Origin of the sequence: Halobacillus salinarum (assembly GCF_022919095.1) — a bacterium.
GTDB classification, from domain to species: domain Bacteria; phylum Bacillota; class Bacilli; order Bacillales; family Halobacillaceae; genus Halobacillus_B; species Halobacillus_B salinarum.
The window spans coordinates 998,850-1,023,336 of sequence record NZ_CP095073.1; the positions used below are offsets into that span (position 1 = coordinate 998,850).

General features: G+C 46.6%; 30 protein-coding genes and 1 pseudogene. 27 read left to right on the forward strand and 4 right to left on the reverse strand.

What is annotated here, in order from left to right:
* Positions 1-11: 11 nt before the first annotated feature.
* Together MUN89_RS05210 and upp are read left to right on the forward strand one after the other, a co-directional pair.
* Positions 12-1,265, forward strand: coding sequence for a serine hydroxymethyltransferase (locus MUN89_RS05210; protein ID WP_244711998.1), 1,254 nt, complete (start codon positions 12-14; stop codon positions 1,263-1,265).
* A 245-nt stretch (positions 1,266-1,510) separates the two neighbouring features.
* Positions 1,511-2,143: a uracil phosphoribosyltransferase gene (gene upp, locus MUN89_RS05215; RefSeq protein WP_244712000.1), complete on the forward strand. Its 633-nt coding sequence runs from the start codon at positions 1,511-1,513 to the stop codon at positions 2,141-2,143.
* Between the two features lie 121 nt (positions 2,144-2,264).
* Here the strand turns inward: upp and MUN89_RS05220 are convergent, their stop codons facing one another.
* Positions 2,265-2,597, reverse strand: coding sequence for a hypothetical protein (locus tag MUN89_RS05220; protein ID WP_244712002.1), 333 nt, complete (start codon positions 2,595-2,597; stop codon positions 2,265-2,267).
* Between the two features lie 78 nt (positions 2,598-2,675).
* Here MUN89_RS05220 and MUN89_RS05225 point away from each other — a divergent pair, with 78 nt between their 5' ends.
* From MUN89_RS05225 to MUN89_RS05330, 22 genes and pseudogenes are all read left to right on the forward strand, one after another.
* Positions 2,676-4,208 carry a S8 family serine peptidase gene (locus MUN89_RS05225; protein ID WP_244712004.1) on the forward strand — a complete coding sequence of 511 codons (1,533 nt, stop codon included), beginning with the start codon at positions 2,676-2,678 and terminating at the stop codon, positions 4,206-4,208.
* 44 nt (positions 4,209-4,252) lie between these two features.
* A complete protein-coding gene (locus tag MUN89_RS05230) occupies positions 4,253-4,837 on the forward strand; it encodes a hypothetical protein (RefSeq protein ID WP_244712005.1) in 585 nt (194 codons plus the stop codon).
* Positions 4,838-5,435: 598 nt separating this feature from the next.
* Entirely contained in the window at positions 5,436-5,816 is a 381-nt protein-coding gene (locus tag MUN89_RS05235; RefSeq protein WP_244712007.1) for an ATP synthase subunit I, read from the forward strand.
* Positions 5,817-5,840: 24 nt separating this feature from the next.
* Positions 5,841-6,563 (forward strand): F0F1 ATP synthase subunit A, encoded by a 723-nt coding sequence (atpB, locus tag MUN89_RS05240; protein WP_244712009.1) that lies wholly within the window; start codon positions 5,841-5,843, stop codon positions 6,561-6,563.
* A 39-nt stretch (positions 6,564-6,602) separates the two neighbouring features.
* Positions 6,603-6,815, forward strand: coding sequence for a F0F1 ATP synthase subunit C (atpE, locus tag MUN89_RS05245; RefSeq protein ID WP_244712010.1), 213 nt, complete (start codon positions 6,603-6,605; stop codon positions 6,813-6,815).
* Between the two features lie 166 nt (positions 6,816-6,981).
* A complete protein-coding gene (locus MUN89_RS05250) occupies positions 6,982-7,509 on the forward strand; it encodes a F0F1 ATP synthase subunit B (RefSeq protein WP_244712012.1) in 528 nt (175 codons plus the stop codon).
* A complete protein-coding gene (locus MUN89_RS05255; RefSeq protein WP_244712014.1) occupies positions 7,506-8,048 on the forward strand; it encodes a F0F1 ATP synthase subunit delta in 543 nt (180 codons plus the stop codon). Before MUN89_RS05250 ends, MUN89_RS05255 begins: the two co-directional genes overlap by 4 nt.
* Positions 8,049-8,066: 18 nt before the next feature.
* A pseudogene (gene atpA / locus MUN89_RS05260) lies at positions 8,067-9,574 on the forward strand (F0F1 ATP synthase subunit alpha).
* A gap of 34 nt (positions 9,575-9,608) precedes the next feature.
* Entirely contained in the window at positions 9,609-10,469 is an 861-nt protein-coding gene (locus MUN89_RS05265) for a F0F1 ATP synthase subunit gamma (protein ID WP_244712016.1), read from the forward strand.
* Between the two features lie 39 nt (positions 10,470-10,508).
* Positions 10,509-11,921 carry a F0F1 ATP synthase subunit beta gene (gene atpD, locus MUN89_RS05270; RefSeq protein ID WP_244712018.1) on the forward strand — a complete coding sequence of 471 codons (1,413 nt, stop codon included), beginning with the start codon at positions 10,509-10,511 and terminating at the stop codon, positions 11,919-11,921.
* Positions 11,922-11,994: 73 nt separating this feature from the next.
* Positions 11,995-12,399, forward strand: coding sequence for a F0F1 ATP synthase subunit epsilon (locus MUN89_RS05275; protein WP_244712020.1), 405 nt, complete (start codon positions 11,995-11,997; stop codon positions 12,397-12,399).
* A 339-nt stretch (positions 12,400-12,738) separates the two neighbouring features.
* The gene (locus tag MUN89_RS05280; RefSeq protein WP_244712022.1) at positions 12,739-12,975 is read left to right on the forward strand and encodes a DUF1146 family protein; all 237 of its coding nucleotides are present in this window, start codon (positions 12,739-12,741) and stop codon (positions 12,973-12,975) included.
* Between the two features lie 119 nt (positions 12,976-13,094).
* Positions 13,095-13,871: a YwmB family TATA-box binding protein gene (locus MUN89_RS05285; RefSeq protein WP_244712024.1), complete on the forward strand. Its 777-nt coding sequence runs from the start codon at positions 13,095-13,097 to the stop codon at positions 13,869-13,871.
* Between the two features lie 34 nt (positions 13,872-13,905).
* Entirely contained in the window at positions 13,906-15,219 is a 1,314-nt protein-coding gene (gene murA, locus MUN89_RS05290; RefSeq protein WP_244712026.1) for a UDP-N-acetylglucosamine 1-carboxyvinyltransferase, read from the forward strand.
* Between the two features lie 127 nt (positions 15,220-15,346).
* Complete coding sequence (gene spoIID, locus MUN89_RS05295) at positions 15,347-16,360, forward strand: stage II sporulation protein D (protein WP_244712027.1); 1,014 nt, start codon at positions 15,347-15,349, stop codon at positions 16,358-16,360.
* Between the two features lie 128 nt (positions 16,361-16,488).
* Complete coding sequence (locus tag MUN89_RS05300; protein WP_244712029.1) at positions 16,489-17,421, forward strand: stage II sporulation protein SpoIIQ; 933 nt, start codon at positions 16,489-16,491, stop codon at positions 17,419-17,421.
* A gap of 191 nt (positions 17,422-17,612) precedes the next feature.
* Positions 17,613-17,840, forward strand: a complete 228-nt coding sequence (locus MUN89_RS05305) for a hypothetical protein (protein WP_244712031.1) — start codon at positions 17,613-17,615, stop codon at positions 17,838-17,840.
* A gap of 299 nt (positions 17,841-18,139) precedes the next feature.
* Complete coding sequence (gene spoIIID, locus MUN89_RS05310; RefSeq protein WP_244712033.1) at positions 18,140-18,421, forward strand: sporulation transcriptional regulator SpoIIID; 282 nt, start codon at positions 18,140-18,142, stop codon at positions 18,419-18,421.
* Between the two features lie 345 nt (positions 18,422-18,766).
* A complete protein-coding gene (mreB, locus tag MUN89_RS05315) occupies positions 18,767-19,768 on the forward strand; it encodes a rod shape-determining protein (RefSeq protein WP_244712034.1) in 1,002 nt (333 codons plus the stop codon).
* A 13-nt stretch (positions 19,769-19,781) separates the two neighbouring features.
* Complete coding sequence (locus MUN89_RS05320; RefSeq protein WP_244712036.1) at positions 19,782-20,600, forward strand: flagellar hook-basal body protein; 819 nt, start codon at positions 19,782-19,784, stop codon at positions 20,598-20,600.
* Positions 20,601-20,618: 18 nt separating this feature from the next.
* The gene (locus MUN89_RS05325) at positions 20,619-21,428 is read left to right on the forward strand and encodes a flagellar hook-basal body protein (protein WP_396266096.1); all 810 of its coding nucleotides are present in this window, start codon (positions 20,619-20,621) and stop codon (positions 21,426-21,428) included.
* Between the two features lie 19 nt (positions 21,429-21,447).
* Entirely contained in the window at positions 21,448-21,732 is a 285-nt protein-coding gene (locus tag MUN89_RS05330; protein WP_244712040.1) for a DNA-directed RNA polymerase subunit beta, read from the forward strand.
* A gap of 57 nt (positions 21,733-21,789) precedes the next feature.
* Here MUN89_RS05330 and MUN89_RS05335 read toward each other — a convergent pair whose 3' ends face one another.
* Entirely contained in the window at positions 21,790-21,936 is a 147-nt protein-coding gene (locus MUN89_RS05335; RefSeq protein WP_244712042.1) for a lmo0937 family membrane protein, read from the reverse strand.
* 154 nt (positions 21,937-22,090) lie between these two features.
* On the opposite strand from MUN89_RS05335, the gene fabZ reads away from it, so the two are divergent.
* Together fabZ and MUN89_RS05345 are read left to right on the forward strand one after the other, a co-directional pair.
* On the forward strand, positions 22,091-22,513 hold the full coding sequence (gene fabZ, locus MUN89_RS05340) for a 3-hydroxyacyl-ACP dehydratase FabZ (protein WP_244712044.1): 423 nt from the start codon (positions 22,091-22,093) through the stop codon (positions 22,511-22,513).
* A gap of 120 nt (positions 22,514-22,633) precedes the next feature.
* Complete coding sequence (locus MUN89_RS05345) at positions 22,634-22,984, forward strand: hypothetical protein (protein WP_244712046.1); 351 nt, start codon at positions 22,634-22,636, stop codon at positions 22,982-22,984.
* A gap of 222 nt (positions 22,985-23,206) precedes the next feature.
* Here the strand turns inward: MUN89_RS05345 and MUN89_RS05355 are convergent, their stop codons facing one another.
* Both MUN89_RS05355 and MUN89_RS05360 read right to left on the reverse strand, forming a co-directional pair.
* The gene (locus tag MUN89_RS05355; protein ID WP_244712048.1) at positions 23,207-23,389 is read right to left on the reverse strand and encodes a hypothetical protein; all 183 of its coding nucleotides are present in this window, start codon (positions 23,387-23,389) and stop codon (positions 23,207-23,209) included.
* Between the two features lie 18 nt (positions 23,390-23,407).
* A complete protein-coding gene (locus tag MUN89_RS05360) occupies positions 23,408-23,587 on the reverse strand; it encodes a YjfB family protein (protein WP_244712049.1) in 180 nt (59 codons plus the stop codon).
* Between the two features lie 220 nt (positions 23,588-23,807).
* On the opposite strand from MUN89_RS05360, the gene MUN89_RS05365 reads away from it, so the two are divergent.
* Positions 23,808-24,428, forward strand: a complete 621-nt coding sequence (locus MUN89_RS05365) for a hypothetical protein (protein ID WP_244712051.1) — start codon at positions 23,808-23,810, stop codon at positions 24,426-24,428.
* Positions 24,429-24,487: the final 59 nt, after the last annotated feature.

The window sequence follows — 24,487 nt, forward strand, 5'->3', positions numbered from 1 at the left end:
GGGAACTGAACATGGAGCATGTGAAAAATTCAGACCAGGAAATTTATGCAGCGATTCAAGATGAAAGAAAACGCCAGCAAAACAATATTGAGCTGATTGCCTCAGAAAACTTCGTTTCCGAAGCAGTCATGGAAGCGATGGGTTCTGTGTTGACGAATAAATATGCAGAAGGCTATCCAGGCCGCCGTTATTACGGAGGCTGTGAGCATGTCGATGTTGTTGAAAATCTTGCCCGCGACCGTGCGAAAGAATTGTTCGGGGCAGAGCACGTCAATGTCCAGCCGCACTCCGGCGCCCAGGCGAACATGGCCGTTTATTTTACCGTCCTTGAGCCTGGCGACAAGGTGCTGGGCATGAACTTGAACCACGGCGGCCACTTAACTCATGGCAGCCCGGTCAACTTCAGCGGTACCCTTTATGATTTTGAAGAATACGGAGTCGATGAAAAGACTGAAACGATCGATTATGATGCGATTTTAGAAAAAGCAAAAGAAGTAAAGCCGAAGCTGATTGTTGCTGGTGCGAGTGCTTATCCGCGTGAAATCGATTTTGCCCGCTTCCGTGAAATCGCAGACGAAGTCGGAGCTTACTTGATGGTGGATATGGCTCATATTGCTGGATTAGTAGCTACTGGACTGCATCCAAATCCTGTCCCGCACGCGCAGTTTGTAACAACAACGACTCACAAAACATTGCGTGGTCCGCGTGGCGGCATGATTCTCTGCGAGGAACAATTCGCGAAGAAAATTGACAAATCTGTATTCCCTGGCATGCAGGGCGGTCCGTTAATGCACATCATCGCAGCAAAAGCTGTTTCCTTTAAAGAAGCACTGCAGCCTGAATTCAAGCAGTATTCCCGTCAGATCATCACGAATGCGAAACGCCTTGGCGAAGCTCTTGTGAAAAACGGCGTCCGTGTCGTATCCGGCGGTACAGACAATCACCTGCTTCTATTAGATTTAAGAGAATCCGGCTTAACCGGTAAAGTAGCCGAAAAAGCCCTGGATTCCATCGGTCTGACTACGAATAAAAACACGATTCCATTCGATCCGGAAGGACCATTCACAACAAGCGGCATCCGTATTGGTACAGCAGCTGTAACGTCCCGCGGCTTTAAAGAAGCGGAAATGGACGAAATCGGTGAACTCATCGCCTTCACCTTAAAGCATCATGAAGATGAAGAAAAATTCAAGGAAGCGAAAGAACGCGTGCAGAAACTCACATCCCGCTTCCCGCTCTACCAGTCACCAACATTTACGTTGTAATCAACTAAAGAATCTATAATCAAAACGAAAATCCGGCCACTTCCTGATAGTGGTTCGGATTTTCGTTTTAAGGATACAGGGAGAAGCTGCTTTCTCCACACCCTTCGCTATTTCCGTGCCCAAAGGTCTGTATTCTTTCATTAACTATGGACCAACCAGTTAATGGTAAGAAAATAGGGTTGTGCCGAAGTCTATTTTTCAGTACAATTTAAAGGATGTAAACTTACGAGGAGGAGTGATCGGCAATGGGAAAAGTGTACGTATTGGATCATCCGTTAATTCAACACAAATTGACTTACATACGTAGAAATGAAACAGGCACAAAGGACTTCCGTGAGCTAGTAGACGAAGTAGCCACTTTGATGGCATTCGAAATTACCCGTGATTTACCGCTGGAGGAAGTAGAAATAAATACTCCTGTAGTTTCTAATGCTAAAGCAAAGGTATTAACCGGAAAGAAAATTGGGCTGGTGCCGATCCTGCGCGCAGGCCTCGGTATGGTCGACGGCATTATCCAGCTGATCCCAGCTGCGAAAGTCGGACATGTCGGCCTCTATCGTGATCCCGAGACGCTTAAGCCCGTGGAATACTACGTGAAGCTTCCAAGCGATATCGAAGAACGTGAGCTCATTGTCATTGATCCGATGCTCGCCACAGGCGGCTCTGCCAATGAAGCCATTGAATCGCTGAAAAAACGCGGAGCACGTCAAATCCGCTTAATGTGTTTAGTGGCTGCACCTGAAGGGGTGGAAGCAGTCCAAAAACAGCACCCGGAAGTGGATATTTACCTCGCGGCTCTGGATGAGAAGTTAAATGAAAAAGGCTACATCGTTCCTGGTCTAGGGGACGCTGGCGACCGTTTATTCGGAACTAAATAAAGCTCAAGTAAGTCTGCAGAGAAAGCTCCATGTTCTGCAGGCTTTTTTTGCTCTGTTCACATTGTATGTTGATGTGAGAAATCAGCACAAAAAAAGAATCTCCGCCTAAACACGAGATTCTCTAACCATTGTTTATATTTTGTCTGATGAACATGATATTTACAGCTGCAAAATACAGAATGAATGTAAATAGAAAGGCTTCCTTATATCCCTCTTTGCCCAAATAATAAAAGAGGGTACAAGGAACAAGTGCTGAAACTAATAAGGCTGTTTTGGGGTTGCTATTAACCAATTGTAATGCCAATAACAATGTACACACTGTTATGATAATCATTATCCACATCACGATGCCTCCAATAGCAGAACATGTAGTGATCTTAATTTTACCATAAACGAACAACTCTTGGACATTTTGCAAAACTCCCTGAAATCGATAGAAAAATTTTACAACCATTTGTGCTTGCAAGCAGCCGCCCTTTTTTGCATAGGAAGCCTTAAAAGAAACACACTATAGCAAAAAGGAGCTTCTGAAATGCGGCGACTGCACTTCCTCATTCTACTCACAGCTTTATTCCTCTTAGTATGCGGTTTCGATCAGGCCGACGAGAAAACAATTATCATTGAACTCGACGAAAATCCGGACAAATTCATCGAAGCTGCAGAACTCCGGCTTCCAAGACTTGAAGTTGTTGCCGAATACAACACGATTTTTCAAGGTGTCGCGATTAAAGGTACCCCTAAGGAATTGGATAAAATCTCTCGTCTTGATACGGTCATCAACAGCTATCCTGTCCATACGTACCGCGCCTTAGCTGAATCAGCTCCTTCGTATTCGACCGATGCAATCAGACAAAGAATGGACCTTCCCTACACAGGCAAAGGAGTAAAAGTAGGGGTCATTGATACAGGGATCGATTATAAGCATCCCGATTTAAAGAAAAATTATAAAGGCGGCTTTGACGTCGTTGATTTTGACGACGACCCCATGGAAACAGAGGACAAGGGCGCTACCGAGCATGGGACACATGTGGCCGGCATCATTGCTGCCAATGGAAAAATGAAAGGCATTGCTCCGGATGCCGAGCTCTATGCTTACCGTGCCCTCGGCCCTGGCGGTGCAGGAAGCTCTGTCCAAGTCATTGCTGCCATCGAAGAAGCAGTGGAGGACGGGATGGACGTCATTAACCTGTCGCTTGGAAATGACGTGAACGGACCGGACTGGCCGACGACGAAAGCTGTGAATAAAGCCATTGAACTCGGAACGACCGTGATTGTAGCAGCGGGAAACTCAGGTCCAGACAAATGGACGGTCGGTTCCCCGGCGACTTCTCCCGAAGCGATTACGGTAGGGGCCGCTTCACTTTCCTCACAAATTCCTTTTTTAACAGTCCGTGGTGAAAAAGCAAAAATTCCGCTTCTTCCACTTCAAGGCTCGGTCAAATGGGACATCACGAAATCGTATCCGATTGTTGAAGGAGGCACAGGAAGAAGCACTCTCCACGGCGTCTCCGGAAAAATTGTCTTAATGCAGCGCGGCGATAGAATTTCATTTGCCGCTAAGGCGTTGAATGCCTACCGAGGAGGAGCGGAAGCCGTCATTATTTATAACAATCAGGACGGAAGCTTCCAAGGTTCTATTAAAGGAACAGAACTGCCGATCCCTGTCGCAGCGATTACGAAAGAAGCAGGGGAGTGGTTGAAGAAGTATGCGGTCGAATCCCGGCAGTGGGTTGAAACCAACCGGCAGACAGCTGATGAGACGCTGGCTTCCTTCAGCTCAAGAGGCCCGGTAACAACGAGCTGGGCTATTAAGCCGGACATCGTCGCACCAGGCGTAGATATTTTAAGTACAGTGCCAGGCGGATACAAAGCTTTGAACGGCACGAGCATGGCTTCCCCCCATGTAGCGGCTTTAGCGGCTTTGATGCTGGAAGCACATCCAAATTGGACGCCGGAAAAAATAAAAGCAGCCCTCATGTCGAGCGCTGACTTGATTCACAACAGTCAAGGGAAGGCTATTCCGACTGAGCAGGGGCTGGATATATTGATCCCGAGGAAGCGATAGAGCCTTCTCTCATTATAGAGCCAGGCGGATTGCAGTTTGGCCGGATGGAAAAAGACAGCTTCCTTCATAAAAAGACGAACATTACGATAACTAATACGGCCAATCATTCGCAGCGCGTGACGATCGATACGCCTAAAAAAGTCAACGGTCTGTCCTGGAATCTGCCGCGCTCGGTCACGCTTAGCCCGGGTCAGTCGAAAGCACTCCCATTTGAAGCCGACCTTTCAAAAGCCTTTTTAAAAGACGGCATTCACCAGGGGTATCTGACGCTTGTAAGTGACGGAAAAACCTATCATGTTCCATATTTGTTTATGAAAAAGGACGACGATTACGCAAAGATTTCCGGTTTCGAGCTCTATCAGGACTGGGAGACAACGAAGGATTTAGCCTACCGCTTCTATTTAGCCGAAGATGTTGACCGGGTCACCGTGGAGCTTTACCGCTCAGGAACGATGCTGAATCAAGGTCGGTTATTCACGCTCGAAAATCCTAAAGCAGGCATGGTCAAAGGAGAAGCAGACATCCGACTCCCTGAACTTGCCGGTCCATACGTCGTCGTCGTAACGGTTGAAAAAGACCATAAGAAAACGAGCTATCCTTTTCCGGTTCGATTTAAATCTGAACCCTGAGTAAGAGTATAGGAAAAGAGAAGAACATCTAGCAGGATTTGATTATGCTGAAAGCGGCTCGCTTACAGGTAAGATCAGTTCGATGCTGACACATCTTTTTGCCGGCATCGAACGATCCTGCATCTTTAGATAATTCTCCATTTTTTTGTAGTTCAATATATACAAATTAATGCTTTTTTATTTACATTTCCTCCATGATTAAGGATAATCAAAATTGTTTAGACCAATTGTGACAAAATTGTGATCGAAGTGTGTCATTCATTTGTATTTTATATCACAAACTCATTGACATAGAAGTACCCCTATTGTATTCTTACAGAGGATAGAATGATAAGGTTTACATCAGTGATATCGCTGGATTTCATTACCTTTTTTATCTGTCCTTCGTCATAGGATGCCAGGTCCGGCTCAGCGCCTCTGCGCAAGCTCCCTGCATTCATAGGTTGTGCCGTTAATTGGTATAATTTTGGGGAAATGGTATAGAATGTCTTGTTATATGAATCGTATACATACCTGAAAACCGCCCCCTCCAGCCTGAAAACGCACGTCCTGGAATCATTCATTTAGTACGCGAGCAACATGGGAGAAGAGTAATTTTATGCAATCTTACAACCGAATGATGGCCCGTCAACGCAAATGGATGTTCTACCTTCTAGCATTATTCGTTCTTGGGTGGGGTTTTACACCCTGGAAAACGATTTTCCTCGGCCTTCTGTTAGGGAGTGTCTTAAGTTTCTACAATCTTTGGACGATGCAAAGAAAAATCCACAAATTAGGTAAACATTCCGCAAAAAAACCGAATACCAAAGAGCGAAAGCCTGCACTAGGCACACTTTCGCGATTAGCTACAGGCGCATTGGCCGCCGTTGTAGCCCTTCAATTTGAAGAATATTTCCATTTAATTTCTGTAGTATTGGGCCTAATGACAGCCTATTTTGTCATTTTTATAGATTACCTGTTCAACAAATCAACACAATAGCATGATGGAAGAGAGGTGAACAGATTGAATCACGAAGCACCGATGTGGAACGACGCATTTGGAATAGCCTGGCTAGACTTTAATTTAGCAAACGTGCTAATGATGCTGGTTTCTTCCATAATAGTGTTCATCGTATGTGTGGCAGCAACAAGAGGTTTGCAGCGCAGACCGAGAGGCTTCCAGAACTTCATGGAATGGCTCATTGATTTTATCAAAGGCATCGTCGGCTCCAACATGGACTGGCAAGTCGGTAGAAAATTCTTACCCTTAGGGCTGACCTTATTCACATACATTTTTGTCTCCAACATGTTAGGGGTAGTAACGCTTTGGGCACCGCACCACACTCTTTGGTGGAAATCACCAACGTCAGACCCGGGCATCACCTTAACATTAGCTGTTATGGTCGTAGTGTTAACTCACTATTACGGCATTAAGTTAAGAGGCACATCCGAATATGGAAAGGACTTTGTTCGTCCACTGCCGTTCTTGGCTCCTTTCAAAATCATCGAGGAGTTTTCGAACACATTGACGCTTGGTCTTCGTCTGTACGGTAACATTTATGCCGGGGAAATTTTGCTTGGCCTGTTGGCAGGTCTAGCCACCAGTAGTGTCCTTGGCTTCTTTGGAGGAGTAATCCCATTGCTTGCATGGCAGGCATTCAGTACATTTGTAGGGTTTATCCAAGCCTTTATTTTCACTATGTTAACAATGGTGTACATGTCTCACAAAGTGAGTTCTGACCATTAATAAAAAATCAATTTTACAATAAATGAGGAGGAATTTAACATGGGTCTAATTGCAGCGGCAATTGCAGTAGGTCTTGCAGCAGTAGGTGCAGGGATTGGTAACGGTTTGATCGTAGGAAGAACAGTAGAAGGGATTGCCCGTCAGCCTGAATTGCGCGGTGTCCTTCAAACAACTATGTTCATTGGTGTTGCACTAGTTGAGGCACTTCCAATCATCGGTGTCGTAATCGCATTTATCGTATTGGGCAGATAATGAAGAGGGATGGCGAAGGTTGCAGGACAGGCTTCGCCATTCCTTTAGACGGAACAAAACAGTTATACCCTTTGTGTTTAATGGAAAAACTTCGACTTAATCTTTTAAGCCGGGTTTTTCTCATGTAAAGCCCATGACAGGACTGTGTTGAAAGGAGTGTGCAACAGTGCAAAGTTTGACAGGATTTTTGATTCTCGGTGCCGAGGCTGGCGGCCTGAACATCGGCGATATGCTCGTTCAGCTGATTATTTTCCTAGTATTACTGGCTTTATTAGGAAAGTTTGCCTGGGGACCTTTCATGAACATGATGAAAGAAAGAGAAGACTACATCTCTAACGAAATAGATACGGCTGAAAAGAGCCGCGAAGAAGCCCAGCGCTTACAGCGTGAAGCTACAGAAGAGTTGAAGAAGACAAGACAGGATGCGCAGAGCATTATTGAAGAAGCCCGTAACACGGCAGCACAGCAGGAAAAATCGATCATTGAAACCGCTCGTAAAGAGTCGGACCGCATGAAAGAAGCGGCTCGTCAGGAGATCGAGCAGGAGCGCGACAAGGCTGTTCAGCAGCTGAAGGACCAAGTGGCAACGATGTCCGTGATGATCGCTTCGAAGGTGATCGAGAAAGAATTGTCTGAACAGGATCAGCAGAAGCTGATTGATGAATATATCACAGAAGCAGGCGAAGATCGATGAGTGTACCTATTTTAGCGAAACGGTATGCGCAAGCTCTTTTTCAACTCGCTCAGGAACGTTCCAAGCTCGAACAGTTTGAAACAGAATTAAGAACGATGCGCGAAGTTTTAAGCAGCAACGACAAGCTTTTCACTTTTCTAAAGCATCCGAAGGTTTCATTGGATCAGAAGAAAAAAGTGATCGACGAATCGTTCGGCGCTTTTTCCAGTGAACTCGTCAACACGTCGAAGCTGTTACTGGAGCGCCACCGCGAAGGGATTATCCCTGAGATGGCCGGTCAGTTTATCGCTTTAATGAATGAGAAAAAAGGCATTGCCGATGCAACGGTTTATTCCGTCCGCGCTTTGTCTGACGATGAAAAACAGAAGATTTCCCAGACGTTTGCGGCTAAAGTCGGCAAGCAGTCATTGAACATAACTAATATTACTGAACCGAACTTGCTCGGAGGACTCCGCGTAAGAATCGGGAACCGTATTTTCGATGGTTCTGTCCGCGGCAAGCTTAACCGCATCGAACGTGAACTAGTATCGAAATATTGAGGATAGGGGTGAAATGGCATGAGCATCAAAGCTGAAGAAATCAGTGCGCTGATTAAGCAGCAAATTGAAAACTATGAATCAGATATAGAAGTCAATGATGTGGGTACTGTTATTGAAGTTGGTGACGGGATCGCACGTGCTCATGGTCTTGATAATGTCATGGCCGGAGAGCTAGTTGAATTCTCAAATGGTGTCATGGGATTGGCACAGAACTTGGAAGAAAGTAACGTGGGTCTCGTAATCCTTGGACCTTTTACGGACATTAAAGAAGGCGATGAAGTCCGCCGTACTGGACGAATCATGCAAGTACCTGTAGGGGAAAACATGCTGGGACGCGTTGTCAACCCGCTTGGACAGCCGGTTGATGGTCTTGGCCCGATCGAAACGTCAAGAACCCGTCCGATTGAATCCCCTGCACCTGGGGTTATGGATCGTAAATCTGTAGATGAGCCGCTTCAAACAGGGATTAAAGCGATCGATGCTTTAGTACCAATTGGACGCGGACAGCGTGAATTGATCATCGGGGACCGCCAGACAGGGAAAACGTCTGTAGCGATCGATTCGATCTTAAACCAGCACGACCAGGATATGATTTGTATTTATGTGGCGATCGGCCAGAAGGAATCTACCGTTCGCGGAACAGTTGAAACGCTGCGCCGCCACGGAGCTCTTGACTACACCATCGTCGTAACAGCAAGTGCATCCCAGCCGGCTCCATTGCTTTACCTGGCTCCATATGCCGGTGTATCACTTGGGGAAGACTTCATGTACAACGGCAAGCACGTGCTCGTCGTGTATGATGACCTTTCCAAGCAGGCAGCTGCTTATCGTGAGCTTTCCCTGCTGTTACGTCGTCCGCCAGGCCGTGAAGCCTTCCCGGGGATGTATTCTACTTACACTCCCGTCTACTCGAGCGTGCTGCGAAATTGAGTGACGCTAAAGGTGGAGGATCGCTTACTGCGCTTCCATTCGTAGAAACCCAGGCTGGAGATATTTCCGCCTACATTCCAACCAACGTGATCTCGATCACCGATGGACAGATCTTCCTGCAGTCTGACTTGTTCTTCTCAGGGGTCCGCCCTGCGATCAACGCCGGTCTTTCTGTATCCCGTGTAGGGGGCTCCGCGCAGATTAAAGCAATGAAGAAAGTTGCCGGTACGCTGCGTCTGGATCTTGCATCCTACCGTGAATTGGAAGCCTTCGCCCAGTTTGGTTCCGACCTTGATAAATCAACTCAGGCGAAGCTGAACCGTGGTGCCCGCACAGTAGAAGTACTGAAGCAGGGGCTTCACCAGCCACTTGCCGTTGAAAAGCAGGTTATGATTATTTATGCCCTGACAAAAGGATATTTGGATGAAATTCCTGTCGAGGATATCACTCGCTTTGAATCTGAATTCCATACTTGGCTTGATAACAACCGCTCTGAAATGCTTGAGAAAATCCGTGAAACAGGGAAGCTCGCTGATGACGATGAAATGGGCGGAGCTGTACAAGCGTTCAAGAAGACCTTTGTTATTTCCGAATAATCGAATTTGCTGCGAGAAAGGGTGGTGAAACAGCGTGGCATCCCTTAGAGACATTAAAGGACGGATTAATTCTACAAAAAAGACGAAGCAGATTACAAAAGCCATGGAAATGGTATCTGCGTCCAAGCTGAATCGTGCGGAGCAGAATGCGAAGTCTTTTGTTCCATATAGCGACAAAATCCAAGAGGTTGTGGCAAATATCGCTTCTGGTACATCAAGCCGGCACCCAATGCTCCAAAACCGTGAAGTCAAACGGACGGGGTACTTGGTCATCACTTCGGACCGCGGGCTTGCAGGAGCGTACAACAGCAGTATTCTTCGTAAGGTGTACAGCCAGATTCATAATCACCACACATCAGCCGAAGAATACAAAATCATCACGCTAGGACGGATCGGCCGTGATTTCTTCCGCAAACGCAACATGCCTGTGGATATGGACATTACCGGTCTTGCCGACCAGCCGAATTTTGCCGATATTAAGGATATTGCTCAAGATACTGTGCAGTTGTTTATCGACGAAGAGATCGATGAGCTCTATCTCTATTACAACCACTATGTAAGTGCGATGACTCAAGAAGTAACCGAGAGAAAAGTGCTGCCACTAACCGATTTTAGTGATTCGAAAAAAGTTTCCTCAAGCTCCTATGAGTATGAACCAGGAGAAGACGAGATTCTGGAAGTACTGCTGCCGCAATATGCGGAGAGTTTGATTTATGGAGCTTTACTGGACGGGAAAGCGAGTGAGCACGCCGCTCGAATGACAGCGATGAAGAGTGCTACGGATAACGCTGAAGATTTGATCGGAGATCTTACACTTTCCTACAACCGTGCCCGTCAAGCAGCCATTACCCAAGAGATTACCGAGATTGTCGGCGGCGCCGCTGCCCTCGAGTAGTCACGTCTTGATTTTTTATCAGTAAGAGGAGGGAAATCGATGAGTAAAGGACGCGTAACTCAAATCATGGGACCGGTTGTCGACGTTGCGTTTGACGACGGACACCTCCCAGAGATTAACAACGCCTTGCACGTCAAATATGACGCGAAAACTGAAAATGAAAAAAGCGTCGATCTTACACTAGAAGTGGCCCTTCACCTGGGTGACAACTCCGTCCGTACAGTAGCCATGGCCTCCACCGATGGAGTCATGCGCGGTACAGAGGTGACCGACCTCGGAGGACCTATTTCCGTTCCCGTAGGTGACGTTACGCTGGGACGCGTATTTAACGTATTAGGTGAAAAGATCGACCTGGATGAACCACTGAGCACCGACGTCCGCCGTGACCCGATTCACAGACAGGCGCCATCCTTTGAAAACCTGGCGACAGAAACCGAAATTCTTGAGACAGGGATCAAAGTTGTTGACCTGCTCGCCCCTTATGTAAAAGGTGGGAAAATCGGCCTCTTCGGTGGAGCCGGTGTAGGGAAAACCGTATTGATTCAGGAGCTCATTAACAACATCGCCCAGGAGCACGGCGGGATTTCCGTGTTTGCCGGTGTTGGAGAGCGTACTCGTGAAGGAAATGACCTTTATTACGAAATGAAGGATTCCGGCGTTATTTCTAAAACAGCGATGGTGTTCGGTCAGATGAACGAGCCGCCTGGAGCACGTATGCGTGTAGCTTTAACAGGTTTGACGATGGCGGAATACTTCCGTGACGAAGAAGGCCAGGACGTATTGTTCTTCATCGACAACATCTTCCGCTTTACCCAAGGTGGACTTGAAGTATCTGCCCTGCTTGGCCGTATGCCATCTGCCGTTGGTTACCAGCCGACGCTTGCAACTGAAATGGGTCAGCTTCAGGAGCGGATTACGTCCACTGACAAAGGTTCCGTAACTTCCATCCAGGCGATTTACGTACCTGCCGATGACTATACGGATCCGGCGCCAGCGACAACCTTCGCCCACTTGGATGCGACAACGAACCTTGAGCGTAAGCTGTCTGAGCAAGGGATTTACCCAGCGGTGGATCCGCTGGCATCAACTTCCCGTGCGCTTGACCCGGATATCGTTGGGAAAGAACATTATGAAGTGGCTCGTGAAGTTCAGCGGACGCTGCAGCGCTACAAAGAATTGCAGGATATCATCGCGATCCTTGGTATGGACGAGCTGTCTGATGAAGATAAGCTTACAGTTGCCCGTGCCCGCCGCGTACAGTTCTTCCTGTCCCAAAACTTCCACGTAGCGGAGCAGTTTACCGGCCAGCCTGGTTCTTACGTGCCAGTTTCTGAAACCGTGAAAGGCTTCAAAGAAATCCTTGATGGAAAATATGACGATGTACCTGAAGATGCTTTCCGTCTAGTAGGACGCATTGAAGAAGTCGTTGAAAAATCAAAGCAAATGCAATAAGCAGCTAAGGAAACAGCAGGCGTTCCACGTTGAACGCCTTCCTGTTTGACTTACAGCCTAAGGAGGAAATTGTATGAGCACACTAACGGTGAGTGTTGTCACTCCTGATGGCCCGGTCCTAGAAGGCGACTATGAGATGGTAAGCTGTAAAGCTGAAGCGGGGGAGCTTGGGATTCTTCCCGGCCACATTCCAATGGTGGCCCCTCTTACGATCAGCGCGATTCGTCTGAAAGGCGAAGGAGACTCCAATCGCGTGGCGGTAAGCGGAGGATTTCTTGAAGTTCGTCCAAAGAAAGTGACGATTCTTGCCCAAACAGCTGAGCGGCCTTCCGACATAGACGTCGACCGTGCTCGCATGGCAAAAGAAAGAGCAGAAAGACGCATGCAGAATAAACAAGACAACATTGATTTCAAACGGGCTGAAATGGCTCTTAAACGGGCAATCAACCGTTTGGAGGTTTTCGAGAATAAATTTTAAACTGCTTTCATTTTGAGAGCAGTTTTTTTATGTAAGCTTCCAGCAATCGGAAGATGAGAGCTCTATCAACCAATAATTCGACGTGAGAGACATGAGAACCGTACGTTCCATCGACTTTTCCGGCAATTATTTCCCGGAAAATACAGCAGATGATGTTACTTGCCGTCAAAACGAGTGTGATTTGTCAATATTGCCCGGGAAATAGCAGGCAGGAAATGTCAGTTTACGGCCATTAGTTTCAACCTCTCAAGAAGAAGGTATAGAGAAATAACGAATTTGACAAATGGGGCTGAACGTGGCACGTTTGGTAAAGTGTTTTGAAATGGAAGAGGTGTTACCATGGATCAATATTTTGCTCAAGACGCAGTGTTAAGCATGATCTCTCATATTATTTTTATCATCATTACGTGGCGCGTGCTGCAATCCTTGAACTTTGACGGATTGTTTAGAAAGCATCGTGTATTTGAAGCACGAGTGCTGATGATCTTTTTAACGATCGCCATTGCGACCACGGTCAGTAACTTTTTTCTAGATCTGATTTCCTGGTCCAACAGTTTAGTGTATTTGTTTCAATAATGGCAAAAGACCCATTTTGGACATTTCAGAAACCCTGCAGCACCTTGTGTCGTCTAATGAAGTGTACCCTGTTGTCAACTCCTTGAGACGGGCAAGAATTTTGTAAGGATTTGTATCGTATGAAAGAGGTCTTCCCAGGCCAAACTGAAAGTAAGAAACGTGCTTGGGGAGGCATGAAGATGAAAAGCATTATTTTGAGCGTTTTGTCACTATTGATTGTCGGTGCAGGTGTTGATCCGCAGGAAACGGCGGGAAAGGATCCATCAGGTCTTCCACTTGATGAATTTGTGTCGTTTGCTGAGGGTGAACATCTGAAGATCACCAGCTGGTCGGTAACGATGAAGGAAAATGTGAGCAAAGAGAGAGCCGCACACTTACAGCAGCAGCTGCGCGCGGATTTGCCACAGGGAACACTTACAGAACAGAACGGATTGAAGGCGAGAAAATGGATACTGAACCGTCATAAATCCGGGAATTTCGACGAATCCTTTGTATTGATCCTTCCAAGAAATTCTAATGATCTGCCTGAAATGGTTTACACGCTCAGTTCTGAGGGAACAGCTTCTTTAACGGCGATCAATCTCGACAAATATGTCAATTTGATGAAACGTCGTTATTTTACGAAAAATGTCACCATTTTCTCTTGTCTTAAGGCAAATGCTAGTGATATGATAAATGATGTTTTAGTCTATCAAAAATTCAAAAATGCATTCAACATAGCAACGATCGAAGAAGTGATTGAGAATAGCTGGACGAGCAGGTCCGGCTACACGGAGCAGTGGGGAAATGCGTTGCCATTAGCGAAGGATCAGATGAATGTGCAGTTTGCCACCCGAACTTTGGGCGGTAAGACAAACATCACTATTGGCACACCCATTATCTCTGCTGAATATTAATAATAATGAATATGGACGCGGAGGAGAATGAACCTTGGAAAAAATCATCGTCCGTGGTGGGAGGCAGCTGAATGGCACCGTGAAAGCGGAAGGCGCCAAGAATGCCGTACTGCCTGTCATCGCAGCAAGTATTATTGCAAGTGAAGGAAAAAGCGTACTACACGATGTCCCTGCTTTAGCTGATGTTTCTACAATTAATGAAGTGATTCGACATATGAATGCCGTAGTAGATGTAGAAGGAAATACGGTATCGATCGACGCTTCAGGCGAATTAACTACAGAAGCACCAATAGAATATGTTAGAAAAATGAGAGCCTCTGTTCTCGTGCTGGGACCACTTTTGGCCCGGTATGGACACGCGAAGGTTGCCCTTCCAGGCGGATGTGCGATTGGTTCACGTCCCATTGACCAGCATCTCAAAGGCTTTGAAGCCATGGGTGCCGAGGTTACCGTTGGAAATGGCTATATAGAAGCTGAAGTAAAAGGACGTCTTACAGGCGCGAAGATTTATTTTGATGTCCCTAGTGTAGGGGCTACCGAGAACGTTATGATGGCTGCAGCGCTTGCGGAAGGAAAAACCATCCTTGAGAACTGTGCAAAAGAGCCGGAAATCGTCGATCTAGCGAATTACTTAAATAAAATGGGTGCAAACGTAGTCGGTGCTGGTACAGAAACCATTCGTATTGAAGGAGTGGATAAACTCACTGGCGCAACACATACCATCATTCCGGACCGGATTGAAGCAGGAACCTTTATGGTAGCTGCTGCGATCACGGGAGGGAACGTTCTCATACAAGGAGCGATGCATGAGCACTTACGCTCTTTAGTCGCAAAAATGGAAGAGATGGGTGTCATCATTGAAGAAGAAGACGACGGACTTCGAGTCATTGGTCCTGATTTCTTAAAAGCGACAGACATCAAGACGATGCCGCATCCCGGCTTCCCGACAGATATGCAGTCGCAAATGATGGCGTTGATGCTGAATGCCCGCGGCACCAGCGTAATTACAGAAACCGTTTTTGAAAACCGCTTCATGCATGTGGAAGAATTCCGCCGCATGAACGCGAACTTGAAAATTGAAGGACGCAGCGTCATTGTAGAAGGACCTTCCTCCTTACAGGGAGCAGAAGTGGCCGCAACAGACCTGCGTGCCGGAGCAGCACTGATCCTGGCTGGCCTTGTTGCTGACGGTTACACACGTGTGACAGAGCTTAAGCATCTGGACCGCGGTTACGTAGACTTTGCGGAAAAGCTTGCCGAGCTGGGCGCGGACATCGAACGGGTCACAGAAGACGAAGCTGTTTATATGGAAGAAGTAGAACCGAACGAATCCGTTTCGACCTTATAATATACCATCTTAACTGCTTGCTCATTTCAAAATTGTTGAAATGGGCAAGCATTTTTAGTTCTAGCATTTCCTGTTTATGGATACATTTTAGTAGAGGGATCTACTATATGTGTCGGGAGGATGGCGAATGTTAAGACAAAGATGGTTAGGACTGATCACAGCGGGCGGTCTATTACTGCTCATACTCATGATTCCAACACTCATCGTGGTACCATTTACAGGATCGAACGAAGTCAACCAGGCGACAGAGACGCAAGCTGTGGAGAAGAAAGCTGAGCTTCCCTCTAAGATTTCACCCTTCTCCGTAAAAGTGTTAAGAAGCAAGACGAATAAGGTGGAGGAAGTTCCTCTGGAGACGTACGTCGCTCGTGTTGTGGCTTCCGAGATGCCGGTCAACTTCGAGCTCGAAGCCTTAAAGGCACAGGCGCTCGCTGCAAGAACGTACATTACCCGCGATATGATTGAAGGAAAACCCGTGTCCAACCACGCAGACGTGACGGATACGACGGGAGATCAAGTGTACAAAAACGACCAGGAGCTCAGAAGTCAGTGGAAGGATGCCTATGCCGCCAACATGGCTAAGATTAACAAAGCCGTACATGAAACCTCCGGTGAAATCATCACCTATGACGGCCAGCCGATTTATTCAGCTTTTTTCTCAACAAGTAACGGCTACACAGAAAACTCAGAAGACTACTGGAGCGATGACATTCCTTATTTAAAGAGTGTCGCAAGTCCCTGGGATCTCGAGTCACCTAAATTTAAGGATCAAAAAATTATAACGACAGACGCCCTCGATGAAGCGCTTGGTGTAGCTCCTACTGCTACCATACAAGGTGCCAAAATTACAAAGACTGCTGGAAAACGCGTCGATCACGTGACGATCGGCGGCAAAAGCTTTTCCGGGAGAGAAATCCGTGAAACGTTCAACCTGCGCTCAAGCGACTTCACCCTGCAGCAAAAAGGCAACCATATTATATTCACGACAAAGGGCTACGGTCACGGAGTCGGCATGAGCCAATACGGGGCAAACGGCATGGCGAAAGCCGGCAAGGATTATAAAGAAATTATTCACCATTATTATCAGGAAACGAAAATCTCACCACTCAGCAAGCAGACAGCACTTGCCGATCGAAAATAGAGAGCTGTTCACGGCTCTCTTATTTCTCTAGTAAAAGAAAAATTTTCCTCTTCATGTATATATTTCTCAGAATCTGATCAGACTGATTTTTGAGGTGATGTACAATGAGAGAGGAAGGTAAGAAAAGCGTGACTAAATTAAAATTTAAACGCTTAATGCGAAAGAAATGGTTGTATCCTGCTTTGTATTTGACAGTTGCTGCTTTAGTTCTTGTAGGGGTGTTCTGGTATCAGCAAAGCTCCAATGACGTTGGAAATAAAATTGCTGAACAGCCACAATCAGATGTACAAGATGATGTAGTTACTCAAGATCACGATTCACAGGTCGTTATGAACCAAAATGAAAACTTGGACTTGCCTGTAGCAGATGAACAAGCTGCATCGATTGTTACCAAGTTCTATGATTACGGCGCATCCAAAGAAGATCAAGAAAGTGCACTGGTCCTATACAACAATAAGTACTACCAAAGTGAAGGCGTCGATTACACGAAGGAAGACGGAAGCACATTTGATGTCGCGGCTGCTCTATCCGGAACGGTCACAGAAGTGAAAGAGGATCCACTTTATGGAAATGTAGTAGAAATCACTCACGATGATGATGTAACGACGGTTTACGCAAGTCTGGACGAAGTTTCTGTTGAAGCAGGTTCTGAAGTTATTCAAGGCGATGTACTAGGAAAAGCCGGCACGAACTCTTTTGGACAAGCGAGCGGCGTTCACGTACACTTCGAAGTCCGCAATGAAGGAAAACCTGTCAACCCTGAGAAATTCTTTGGTCAGCCTATCAGCAAAATCAAAGAAGAAGCAGCTAAACAGGATGAAGCTGTGAAAGAAGAAGCAGCTCCTAATGCGACGACCGAAGAACAGCCAACCCAGGATCAACAGATTACTGACGATCCAGCTCAAGGTACAAACAGTGCTGATGAAGATGCAGATGCAGGGAATGAATCAGAGCCTGGCGAGGAAGATGGCCAGTCCACTGACGATGAACTTGCTCCTGATGACGAACAGCAAGCACCTAGTGAAGACAGTGCTTCATCACTGCCTTCCACACAAGCTTAAAAAATGGAGGTCTCGTACCTCCATTTTTTTGTGCTTTTTTATTTTGTCCCTGTCACATAACCCTGGCAAGCGGGACAAAGAAACAGGGACAAGCGAATGAATCCACTTCAAAAAATCATAAGGGGGGGCCTGACCCGTCAGCTGTCTCCTGTTACAATTGGATTAAATTACCATGCAATAGGAGGAATGATATGAAAAAGTGGTGGTGGACCGCTGTTTATCTATCCTTCGCCGGCATCTTTCTTTTTTCAACGTGGCAATTTAGATGGATGCACTGGATTTCCCAGCAGCCTCTTGACCCATTTTCATTAACGGGATGGATCGTATCCTTTGCCGCGGCCGCTGGATTATTGTTCTATAAATGGAGATGCGAAAAACGGGAAGATGAAAAAAAGAATACGAAGGAAAAGGAGGAGTAAAAATCAGGAAGCTAATCTTCGGTGATGCAGCCATTTTTACACCGCTGGGAAAATCCCTCGAATTTTTTGTAATTTCAGTAAAGCTACAAATACTAAGTGTGGTTTGAGGACTAATCTGCCCCATCCTGCATCCTGTGGCATATCTCGCGCCTTTTATTAATACAATGAGGATAACCGAGCACTCGGTAACATCCAGGGTGATCCAGCATGAATACCATCATAAGATAACCACCCAGTAAATTTTACAGGACTTGTCTCAAGAGACCCCTAGGATAGTCAATCACAGGAGGCGAGTGGGAGTGCATGATTACATCAAAGAGAGGACTATCAAGATCGGTGAGCACATTATCGAAACGAAAAAAACGGTGAGAGTTATCGCCAAGGAATTTGGCGTATCTAAAAGTACGGTGCACAAGGACCTAACGGAACGACTGCCAGAAATCAATCCAGAGCTTGCGAAACAAGTCAAAAAGATTTTGGATTACCACAAAGAAATCAGGCATCTGCGGGGCGGGGAAGCGACACGCCTGAAATATCAAACGCAGCTCGTTAAGGAAAAACCGGTTCAGCCCCTGCATTAATGGTTCCTGTATCCTCCCTTTGTCACAATTCCTCGAACTATGGTAAATTTTTTCTTTCTAAATGCGACGAATGTCGTGATCTTGTGATAGAATATAGAATTAGATGCGCTATGTTTTCGGATAAACACGCCATAATACTTATTGAGGAAGAAAAGAATAAAATGGAGCTTCAAGCTTCAGCGCCTACTCCTGAGCCAATCGCTTTTGCAGAGAATGTTACTCTCTGCAAGGTCGATTGGCTTGGGGCTGATGGTCGTCGTTTTGTGCAGGCTGATGTGCCCACATGAAACATCCTTCAATATGGGCGCACTTAGCTTTTCTACTATTAGGGAGGATCAACTGGACATGTTTGCAAGAGATATTGGAATTGACCTCGGAACAGCGAACGTTCTGATTCATGTAAAAGGTAAAGGAATCGTGTTAAATGAACCGTCTGTTGTAGCGATGGACCGCAATACAGGCAAAGTGCTTGAGGTAGGAGAAGAAGCCCGCCGTATGGTCGGCCGTACGCCTGGAAACATCGAAGCGATCCGTCCACTAAAAGACGGCGTGATTGCGGATTTTGACGTAACGGAAGCGATGCTTCGACACTTTATTCAAAAGACGAACGTCCGTGGCTTTCTTTCTAAACCGCGTATGCTGATCTGCTGCCCGACGAATATTACGAAGGTTGAGCAGAAAGCAATCCGTGAAGCGGCTGAGAAGTCCGGCGGCAAGAGAATTTATTTAGAAGAAGAGCCGAAGGTGGCAGCGATTGGCGCAGGCATGGATATTTTCCAGCCGAGCGGTAATATGGTTGTCGATATCGGCGGCGGAACGACGGACGTTGCCGTATTGTCCATGGGAGACATCGTCACGGCTTCCTCTATTAAAATGGCTGGTGACAAGTTTGACCATGAAATTCTGCAATATATTAAAAAGCAGTACAAATTATTGATCGGTGAGCGGACAGCGGAGGAAATAAAAATTTCGATCGCGACCGTGTTCCCTGGGTCACGAAAAGAAGAAATTGAAATCCGCGGCCGTGACATGGTATCCGGCCTTCCGCGTACGATTGCTGTCAATTCTGATGAAATTCAAAAAGCGCTGCGGGAGTCCGTACAGGTCATCGTTCAGGCAGCGAAGTCTGTGCTTGAGCGCACGCCTCCTGAATTGTCCGCAGATATTATTGACCGCGGCATCATCATGACCGGCGGAGGAGCTTTGCTGCACGGCATTGATCAGCTGTTAGCGGAAGAATTAAAGGTTCCCGTTTTCAAAGCGGAATCGCCGATGGACTGCGTCGCTGCCGGAACCGGCATCATGCTTGAAAATATCGATAAAGTCGCAAAGAACAAGATCGTATAAAGGAGCGATACCATTGTTAAGAGGGTTCTATACCGCTGCGTCAGGTATGATGGCCAATCAGCGCAGACAGGAAACGTTGTCGAACAATATGTCCAATGCTTATACTCCAGGCTATAAAGCGGATCAGGGTACGATGAGGGCTTTTCCGGAAATGCTTTTGAAGGAAATCGGGTCCAAACAGATCCCGACCGCAAACGGTCTCAACCTGCCGATTAACAAGACGGTAGGATCCCTTAACACCGGTGTCTACATGCAGGAAACGGTTCCTGACTTTTCCCAGGGCGATGTCAGGGAAACAGGAATAGGAACCGATCTTGCTCTCATTAACGGTCCGTTGCCGGATGAAAATGGAGCGGTCTTTTTTAACGTTCAGAATGAAAACGGCGAGCTCCGCTATACGCGAAATGGCAACTTCACCGTTGACGGGGAAGGTTTTTTGACGACGAACCAAGGGTATTATGTTCTTGACGCCAATGGAAATCCTGTGCAGACCGGTGGCATGGATTTCAACGTCGCGGAAGACGGTACGTTAACCGTTGCCGGCCGGGCCATTCCTCTAGGGCTTTCCTACACCGCAAATGCCAATCAGCTGATCAAGAATGGCAGCGGATTGTTTGAGCCGGGTGAAGACGCGGATGCTTTAGTGAATGCCCGCACAACTACAAATGTTAAAGTGCAGCAGGGAGCCCTGGAAGGCTCGAATGTCGATCCTGCGAAAACGATGACTGAAATGATGAATACATACCGCTCGTTTGAAATGAACCAGCGCGTTTTAAAAGCGTATGACCAGAGCCTGGAAAAAGCGGTGACAGAAATAGCGAGAGTCCGCTAAGAGGGGGGAAGCCGTATGATTAATCGTTCGATGATTCAAGCCTCAGTCACGATGGGGCAGCTGCAAAACAAGCTCGACTTAATAGGTAATAACCTGGCCAATACGAATACAACCGGCTATAAAAGCAGACAAGCGAACTTTGCTTCCCTGCTCGTTCAGCAGATGGACAACCTTGATGATGAAAAGGCAGAGACAGGCCGCCTGACGCCGGACGGTATTCGGGTTGGGACAGGCGCGAAGCTCGCCCACACCAATCTCGATTTATCCCATGGGAGCCTGAAGCAAACCGGACGTGAGCTGGACGTTGCTCTCATGCGTGACAACGACCTGTTTCAACTGGAGGTCGACGGACAGACGCAGTACACCCGAGCGGGCAATTTTTATTTGAACCCCGCGGAAAACGGTCAGATGGAGCTGACGAATGCAGACGGCTTCAGGGTGCTTGGAGCGGACGGAGAGCCGATCGTCTTTGACGGTGATATGGACGGAATCACGATTCGGGAAGACGGGGCCGTTCTTGTGACCCGTGGCAGACAGCAGACGGTAGAAGGCCGTCTTGGCATCGTGCAGGCCATTCGTCCGCGGATGCTTGAAGCAGATGGAGCGAACCGCTTCCGTCTTCCTGAAGGCACACCAGCTGCTGGAATTCTCGAAGCGGTTAACCAGAATGACACCCAAATAAAGAGCCGGACACTCGAAGATTCTAATGTAGATATCTCTCAACAAATGACGGATCTGCTGATGGCTCAGCGCGCCTATCAATTCAATGCCCGCTCGATCTCAACGAGCGACCAGATGATGGGGCTGGTCAATCAGCTGCGAACATAAGGATAAGGAGTTAGAAACCATGCCGACACAACCAAAAGAGAACGAAAACAAGCAGAGACGGAGCGAGCATAAAGCAGAGGCGAAGCAAAAAGCCAAAAAAGAAACCCGCAAAGAGGGCAAAAAGCCCCGCCGACGGATTCTTCCGATTTGGCTGCGCATCATTATTGTCGTTCTGCTCAGCGCGGTTGCCCTGCTCGTCGGGTTAATGGTCGGTTATGGCGTCATCGGCAACGGAAATCCCACAGATGCCCTCGACTGGTCAACCTGGCAGCACATATGGGACATCGTCAACAAAACGGATTAACTTTACCAATATAAGAAACCCGCTGCTGTGTGCAGCGGGTTTCTTCCTTATTTATAGCTACCTGGGTCCGCGCCCTGTTACAAGGCGTATAATTAGGACAATTAAGGCAATGACAAGAAGTATGTGAATTAAATTACCTGCGATGCCGCCGATCAGTCCTAGCAGCCAGAGCACTATTAAGATTATGATAATAGTCCAAAGCATGCCCGTCTCCTCCTTTTGTTTTTTATAGTAGAAAAATAAGCACATTCTACAAATTCCTCAAATAAGTGAACTTCAAACCAAAACAGAAATATTTTTTGGCTGATGCTCATGAGTATCTTATAATAAGGTTAGTATGTACGAAGGGAGCCAAATTATGTTAGACATCCAGCAAATCAAAGAAATTATTCCACACCGCTACCCATTTTTACTGATCGACCAGGTCGAAGAAATCATTGAAGGTGAAAAAGCCGTCGGCTATAAAAACGTCACTGCCAATGAACCCTTCTTCCAAGGCCACTTCCCGGATTATCCGGTGATGCCGGGCGTGTTGATCACCGAAGCGCTCGCACAGATGGGCGCTGTCGCCATGCTGAAAAAGGAAGAAAATCAAGGCAAACTCGCCTTTTTCACCGGCATCGACAAATGCCGCTTTAAGCGCCAGGTGAAGCCCGGCGACCGTCTCAAGCTCGAAGTCGAAATCGTCCGCGTCAAAGGCCCAATGGGCAAAGGCAAAGCCGTCGCAAGCGTTGACGGCGAAGTCGCCTGCGAAGCCGAGATCATGTTTGCTCTGAAATAAAAGGAAAAGAAAAGCTGCCGCAGTCTCTGCGCCAGCTTTTTTTCTGCTATTCATGTCATAAATCTCCAAAATCGGGGGCATACTACCTTCCGTAATCACCAACTAAAGGAGAGATTCAACATGAAAGGCATCTTAGTCAAATTAATCGTCGTACTTTTAACTTTTTCTGTATTGCAGGCATGTGCCACTGAAAAGGAAAAGAATAACGGCACAAACAACGATACAGAAAACATGAACTACAACGATGAGAACATGAACAACAATGACCTCAACCGCAACGATGACATGTACGAAAATGACATGAACAATAACGACATGAATGACATGGACAATAACACCTACGATGAAAACAGAGTCAAAAAAGGCGATCAGAACGACGACAATATGCAGGACTCTGACGGATCCAAAAATGATATGACGAACGAAGACACGATGAACAACGATCGTGACCGGGACAGCAACAATCCATAAAGTGAGGAAACAGCCTATGGTTTTAGGCTGTTTTTTGTTTCAAACAAGAAAAGCACGCCAAAATGAAATGTGGATTTATAGAATGAGGAATAGAGAAAGTGGAGCGCAGCTTCGCAGATTCAAAAGAACGGCATGGACTGCGCTATTGCGATTTGCGCAGACAGGAAAATGTTCGGGAACAGGCGTTATTGACCGTTGCCTGTCAAACATGAAAAAGCCGCCTCAGCGGCTTTTTTCATAAGACAGAATCGTTGCGATAATCATCAGGCATACGCCCCCGGTCGTTAACACAGGCACGAGAAAGTGCAGGGGCTCTAAGTAGTCTAGAAGCATGATCCCAATTCCAACGAAAAAGGCTCCAAATCCGATGAGAGAGAGCCTTTTTGCGAGTTTACTCGATTTCACATGCATCCCTGCTTTCAGTTAGCCGTGGAGATCGATCTGGTTGCCGAGATTTGGATGGGGAATGGATTTTTCGAGCATTTCCACCATCTGGTTTCCGCGGTCTTCGGCATTCGTCATAGCTTTATCCATAATGGCAAGACTTGACTGCTGCTTAAGCTGAGTCGTGCTCATTGCCATGGATAGGGCAGCGATATCCAAAAGGGATCCCTCCTTCCTTCCATTTCTTCCTATATCGGCACAACAAGCCCGTCCTTGAAGGAAAGACTTTCCTATTACAAACAGATTAAATCATTGTACAACCCGTTTTGCTTCGATAAAATAAGGGACACAAACCATTTTTCCGAAAAATATTAAATATTCAGGATATTTAGGTTTCAGGATTATGCGTTGTGGAATAGGGATACAGGGGTGATAACTGATGAAATACCGTACTGCAACTGACTTAAAACAACTATTACTTGAAGACCAGGAAAGAGTAGTCAACCAGATCCCACGCGAAAAAGTAGATGTGTTCATTTATCTGCACGACGCTTTCAAGGATACTTACGTACCAGATGATACACTTTACAAATTCATTTATCGCTACTTTTTCCGACTGGACAATCCGAGCCTGACTCAGGAGTTTGAAGAGGAATATTTTAAATTGCTGGAGGAACTTCGTACGCAGGAGCGGCCGAACATTGTGCTTGTGACAAAACATTTGTACGACATTAAAAACCACAAAGGGAATCCAACGATGCAGTTTCCGCTGGCTGCGGCTATGCTGCACACGATCAACCCGGAATTTCCAACCTATGATAGTGACGTGGCAAAAGCGTTTGATTTTTCCTCCACCTATCATCTTAACGGCTTTGAGAAAAAAATGCGACGTTACATCGGGCAATACCGGCATCTTTTCAACACGTATAGCGAGCTTCTGGACGATGAAGCGCTGGAACCTCTTTTCAATCATTTCGACGAACGCTTCCTCGATTACGATCTTCCTAAGATAAAGAAGCTCGATTTGATGGTCTGCCAGCTGGGCCACTTACTCTTATAACAGGAACGTACATAGCCACCGGTCGTACACGATACGGTGGTTTTTTGTGGCAGAAAATT

Excerpts from the sequence above, each read along its gene's own strand:
- MUN89_RS05210 (WP_244711998.1), top strand. The coding sequence starts at position 12 with ATGGAGCATGTGAAAAATTCAGACCAGGAAATTTATGCAGCGATTCAA.
- upp (WP_244712000.1), top strand. The coding sequence starts at position 1,511 with ATGGGAAAAGTGTACGTATTGGATCATCCGTTAATTCAACACAAATTG.
- MUN89_RS05220 (WP_244712002.1), bottom strand. The coding sequence starts at position 2,597 with ATGGTTGTAAAATTTTTCTATCGATTTCAGGGAGTTTTGCAAAATGTC.
- MUN89_RS05225 (WP_244712004.1), top strand. The coding sequence starts at position 2,676 with ATGCGGCGACTGCACTTCCTCATTCTACTCACAGCTTTATTCCTCTTA.
- MUN89_RS05230 (WP_244712005.1), top strand. The coding sequence starts at position 4,253 with ATGGAAAAAGACAGCTTCCTTCATAAAAAGACGAACATTACGATAACT.
- MUN89_RS05235 (WP_244712007.1), top strand. The coding sequence starts at position 5,436 with ATGCAATCTTACAACCGAATGATGGCCCGTCAACGCAAATGGATGTTC.
- atpE (WP_244712010.1), top strand. The coding sequence starts at position 6,603 with ATGGGTCTAATTGCAGCGGCAATTGCAGTAGGTCTTGCAGCAGTAGGT.
- MUN89_RS05255 (WP_244712014.1), top strand. The coding sequence starts at position 7,506 with ATGAGTGTACCTATTTTAGCGAAACGGTATGCGCAAGCTCTTTTTCAA.
- atpD (WP_244712018.1), top strand. The coding sequence starts at position 10,509 with ATGAGTAAAGGACGCGTAACTCAAATCATGGGACCGGTTGTCGACGTT.
- MUN89_RS05275 (WP_244712020.1), top strand. The coding sequence starts at position 11,995 with ATGAGCACACTAACGGTGAGTGTTGTCACTCCTGATGGCCCGGTCCTA.
- MUN89_RS05280 (WP_244712022.1), top strand. The coding sequence starts at position 12,739 with ATGGATCAATATTTTGCTCAAGACGCAGTGTTAAGCATGATCTCTCAT.
- MUN89_RS05285 (WP_244712024.1), top strand. The coding sequence starts at position 13,095 with ATGAAAGAGGTCTTCCCAGGCCAAACTGAAAGTAAGAAACGTGCTTGG.
- spoIID (WP_244712027.1), top strand. The coding sequence starts at position 15,347 with ATGTTAAGACAAAGATGGTTAGGACTGATCACAGCGGGCGGTCTATTA.
- MUN89_RS05305 (WP_244712031.1), top strand. The coding sequence starts at position 17,613 with ATGAAAAAGTGGTGGTGGACCGCTGTTTATCTATCCTTCGCCGGCATC.
- mreB (WP_244712034.1), top strand. The coding sequence starts at position 18,767 with ATGTTTGCAAGAGATATTGGAATTGACCTCGGAACAGCGAACGTTCTG.
- MUN89_RS05330 (WP_244712040.1), top strand. The coding sequence starts at position 21,448 with ATGCCGACACAACCAAAAGAGAACGAAAACAAGCAGAGACGGAGCGAG.
- MUN89_RS05335 (WP_244712042.1), bottom strand. The coding sequence starts at position 21,936 with ATGCTTTGGACTATTATCATAATCTTAATAGTGCTCTGGCTGCTAGGA.
- fabZ (WP_244712044.1), top strand. The coding sequence starts at position 22,091 with ATGTTAGACATCCAGCAAATCAAAGAAATTATTCCACACCGCTACCCA.
- MUN89_RS05345 (WP_244712046.1), top strand. The coding sequence starts at position 22,634 with ATGAAAGGCATCTTAGTCAAATTAATCGTCGTACTTTTAACTTTTTCT.
- MUN89_RS05365 (WP_244712051.1), top strand. The coding sequence starts at position 23,808 with ATGAAATACCGTACTGCAACTGACTTAAAACAACTATTACTTGAAGAC.